The sequence below is a fragment of the Streptococcus sp. GMD1S genome, from assembly GCF_000296875.1.
In the GTDB taxonomy this organism is placed as follows: domain Bacteria; phylum Bacillota; class Bacilli; order Lactobacillales; family Streptococcaceae; genus Streptococcus.
In genome coordinates this window covers 1-662 of the sequence record NZ_AJQY01000255.1, presented here as the reverse complement: position 1 = coordinate 662, position 662 = coordinate 1, and the positions used below count along the sequence as shown (strand labels likewise).

Sequence of the window (662 nt, the reverse complement as noted above, 5' to 3'; positions counted from 1 at the left end):
CGTCGTGAACGACTCTTTGGAGAGTTCGAAGTCAACCATATCAATCAATACCAGAAGAAATTTAAAAACGGAGAAGCGACAGAACCGCTCCCTCACCTCTTTCTCATCTCAGATGAGTTCGCAGAGCTCAAGGTCAACCAGCCAGACTTTATCAAGGAGCTGGTATCCATCGCGCGTGTCGGACGTTCCCTCGGGGTCCACTTGATCCTAGCTACTCAGAAACCATCTGGTGTGGTGGATGACCAGATCTGGTCTAACTCACGCTTCAAGATCGCCCTTAAGGTGGCAGACCGTTCGGACTCCAATGAAATGCTTCATACACCGGACGCGGCCGAGATTACCCAGACAGGACGTGCCTATCTACAGGTCGGGAATAACGAAGTCTATGAGCTCTTCCAGTCAGCCTGGTCAGGGGCAGATTACCAGCCGGACAAGGACGATATGGGGATTGAGGACCACACCATCTACCTTATCAATGAATTGGGCCAATATGAGATCTTGAATGAAGACCTATCGGGCTTAGAAGATGTGGATGAGATCAAGGAAGTTCCGACAGAGTTGGATGCGATAGTGCACCATATCCAGCTCTTGTGTGAAGAACAAGAGATTCCTCCAGTACCACAGCCATGGTTGCCACCGCTCAAAGAGCGAATCGCACTAGA

The 662-nt window shown here is 50.2% G+C and carries 1 protein-coding gene; it reads left to right on the top strand.

The features are described 5' to 3' along the window. Positions 1 to 662 (top strand): FtsK/SpoIIIE domain-containing protein (locus GMD1S_RS08630; protein WP_000307685.1); only part of this gene is annotated, 662 nt, incomplete at both ends.